The sequence below is a fragment of the Pseudomonas putida genome (assembly GCF_028682175.1).
In the GTDB taxonomy this organism is placed as follows: Bacteria; Pseudomonadota; Gammaproteobacteria; order Pseudomonadales; family Pseudomonadaceae; genus Aquipseudomonas; species Aquipseudomonas putida_AD.
Map to the genome: position 1 here is coordinate 37,243 of NZ_JANHKS010000021.1, position 3,341 is coordinate 40,583.

Sequence of the window (3,341 nt, forward strand, 5' to 3'; positions counted from 1 at the left end):
GTCTTTGCTTTTACTGCCCGGAGTCATCCATGAAATTAGTTCGTCTGGTCTTCCAGCAATACCGCTGGCCGCTCGCGATGGTGATGTTGCTGAGCATCAGCAGCGGCCTGCTGAGCGTGGGCGTGATTGCCTTCGTCAACCAGCGCATGATCAGCACCCACGACGGTCTGGGCACCGCGCTGTGGCAGTTCGGCCTGATGCTGGTGGTGCTGCTGGCGCTGGCGTCCGGTGCCTCGCTGTCACTGACGGCGCTGGGGCATCGCTTCGTCTACGGCCTGCGCCGGGTGATGGTCAAGCGCCTGCTGGACACCAACATCGAACGCATCGAGTCCATCGGCGGGGCGAAGATCTTTGCCAGTCTGTCCAGCGACATCCGCGCCGTGACCATGGCCTTCGTGCAGTTGCCGGACCTGATCTACGGCACGGTGTTGAGCGTCGCGGCGTTCAGTTACCTGGCCTGGCTTTCGCCTTCGCTGTTCGTCACCACCCTGTGCTGGATGGCCTTCACCCTGGGTGTCGGCTGGCTGCTGGTGGGCAAGCTCAACGCGCACATCCGGGCGCTGCGTGAGTCCGAAGACAAGCTGTACCAGAGCTATCAGGGCGTGATCGACGGGCGCAAGGAACTGACCCTCAACCGCGACCGCGCCCGCCGCCTGTACGAAGAAACCTTCGACGCCGCCGCACTGCGCTACCGCGAGCATTTCACCCTGGCCGACCGCTACCACGGCCTGGCCAGCAACTGGGCGAACATCATGGTGCTGGGCACCATTGGCCTGGCGTTCTACCTGGCCAACGGCCTGGGCTGGGCGCCGACGGAAGTGGCAGCGACCTACGCGCTGACCGTGCTGTTCATGCGCACGCCGCTGGTGCTGGCGGTGGCGGCAATTCCGGCCCAGGTCTCCGGGCGCGTGGCGCTGGACAAGGTCGAATCCCTGGCCCTGGCCGAGCACCACGACAGCTTCGAAGTCGCCCCGAGTCACATCGCCGGCCATTGGCAGACCCTGGAATTGCGTGACGTGGAATATCACTACCCGCCCCAGGGCGACGAGCCTGGCTTCGACGTCGGGCCGGTCAACCTGACCCTGCGCCGTGGCGAAACGGTGTTCCTGATGGGCGGCAACGGCAGCGGCAAGTCCAGCCTGGCGCGCCTGCTCAGCGGGCTGTATCGCCCCTCGGCCGGGGTGATCCTGATCGATGGCCAGGCGATCGGCGCCGACGACTGGCTCGCCTACCGTCACCTGTTCGCCAGCGTGTTCACCGACTTTCACCTGTTCTCGCAGTTGCTGGGGGAGAAGGGCGAGAACGCCGACGCGCCGCACATCGAGCATTGGCTTGAACAACTGCACATGAAGCACAAGGTGCAGATCGGCGACGGGCACCTGCTCGACACCCGTTTCTCCCAAGGCCAGCGCAAGCGTCTGGCGCTGTTGCTGGCGCTGCTGGAGAAGCGCGACATCCTGCTGCTGGACGAGTGGGCCGCCGACCAGGATCCGCTGTTTCGCCGCTTCTTCTACCGCGAGCTGCTGCCGATGTTCAAACAGGCAGGCATTACAGTATTCGCGATCAGCCACGACGACCAGTACTTCGACCTGGCCGACCGGCTGGTGAAGATGGAGTCCGGCCAGCTCAGCGAATTGCAGGGCGATCGCCGGGAAAACGCCAGCCGCGATGCGGTGCATGAGATCGGCGGCGCGTACCGGATGCAAAACGTAAAGGCTTTGTAAGTTTTTCATCGCAAGAGACTAAACAGCCTGAAGGCTCAGGCGTCTTTGTAATGATAATCAGTCTTACTCATTCTCGATGCGCTCTCACTGCCCGAATGCCGCTGTGACCTGGGTCACGCAAGGCTCCACCTGAGGGCGCATCGCTCCAAACGAGAGGGAAGCATGGAACTCGTCTACGACTACATCGGCATAGGATTCGGCCCGTCCAATTTGGCACTGGCCATCGCCACCCAGGAGCATGCGCTGCGCACCGGTCTTGCGCCCAAGGTGTGTTTCCTGGAGAAGAAGCCAGCGTTCAACTGGCACGAAGGCATGCTGATCGACGGCTCCACCATGCAGATTTCCTTCCTCAAGGACTTGGTCACCCAGCGCAACCCGGCCAGCCGCTTCACCTTCGTCAATTACCTGAAGGAGCGCGGGCGCCTGCAGGACTTCATCAACCTCAAGACCTTCTTCCCGACCCGCGAGGAATACACCGACTACCTGAGCTGGGCCGCCTCGCACTTTGCCGAGCAGGCGCACTACGGTGAGGAAGTGATCTCGGTCGAACCGCATTTCCAGGACGGCCGATTCGTCGCGGTGGACGTGCTGTCCCGTGGGCCGAGCGGTGGCATTTCCCGGCGCCGGGCGCGCAACCTGGTGTTCGGTATCGGTGGCATCCCCCAGGCGCCAGCGGCATTCGATGGCCTGAGCGATCCGCGCGTACTGCACTCGGCCGGCTACCGTGGCGGCATCGAAAAACTGCTGACCAACCGCCCGGGCCCGGTGCGGGTGGCGGTGGTGGGCGGCGGCCAGAGCGCGGCGGAAATCTTCGAAGACCTGGCCAGCCGTTTCGACAACGTCGAGGCCAGCCTGGTGATTCGCGGCAGCGCGCTCAAGCCGTCCGACGACAGCCCCTTCGTCAACCAGATCTTCAACCCGTCGTTCACCGACACCATCTTCAACCACAGCGAGGAGCGCCGCGACGCGCTGTTCGCGGAGTTCCGCAACACCAACTATTCGGTGGTCGACAACGACCTGATCGAGACCATCTTCCAGCGCCTCTATCACCAGAAGGTGCGCGGCGAGCAGCGTCATCGCCTGCTGACCAACCGCGAAGTGGCCCACGCCGAAGTCAGTGCCGCCGGCATCGAGCTGTTCCTGCGCGACGCTCCCCATGACCAGATGCACAGCGAGTCCTTCGACATCGTGGTGCTGGCCACCGGTTACCGCCGTGACTACCACCTGGAGTTGCTGGCAGGCGTGCAGGACCACATTCAGGGTGCAGGCGTTGACCGCAATTATCGCCTGCCACTGACCGCCGGCAGCGACGCAGGCATTTTTCTCCAGGGCTGCTGCGAAGACAGCCACGGCCTGAGTGACACTCTGCTGTCCGTGCTGGCGGTGCGTTCCCAGGAAGTGGTCGAGTCGATTTTCGACGGGCACGAGCAGTCCTGCGCCAGCCGACCGGCCAGCGCCCACGAGCGCGTGGCGTTGAAACTGGCGCGCTGATCCGCGCCCGCCACACCCGTCGTCACGGTGGCTGCTGGTCGGCCACCCACTCTTTTCTCACAACGTTGCGGGCGGCCCGAGAGGCTGTCTGTGGGTTGAGCCTTGCCGAAACAAATAGGTGAAAGA

The 3,341-nt window shown here is 63.8% G+C and carries 2 protein-coding genes; both read left to right on the top strand.

Going from position 1 to position 3,341, the window contains the following annotated elements:
• The first annotated feature begins 29 nt into the window (after positions 1-29).
• Entirely contained in the window at positions 30-1,724 is a 1,695-nt protein-coding gene (locus NPS29_RS16025) for a multidrug ABC transporter permease/ATP-binding protein (protein WP_274133711.1), read from the top strand.
• A 162-nt stretch (positions 1,725-1,886) separates the two neighbouring features.
• Positions 1,887-3,215: a lysine N(6)-hydroxylase/L-ornithine N(5)-oxygenase family protein gene (locus NPS29_RS16030; protein ID WP_274133712.1), complete on the top strand. Its 1,329-nt coding sequence runs from the start codon at positions 1,887-1,889 to the stop codon at positions 3,213-3,215.
• The last annotated feature ends 126 nt before the right edge of the window (positions 3,216-3,341 follow it).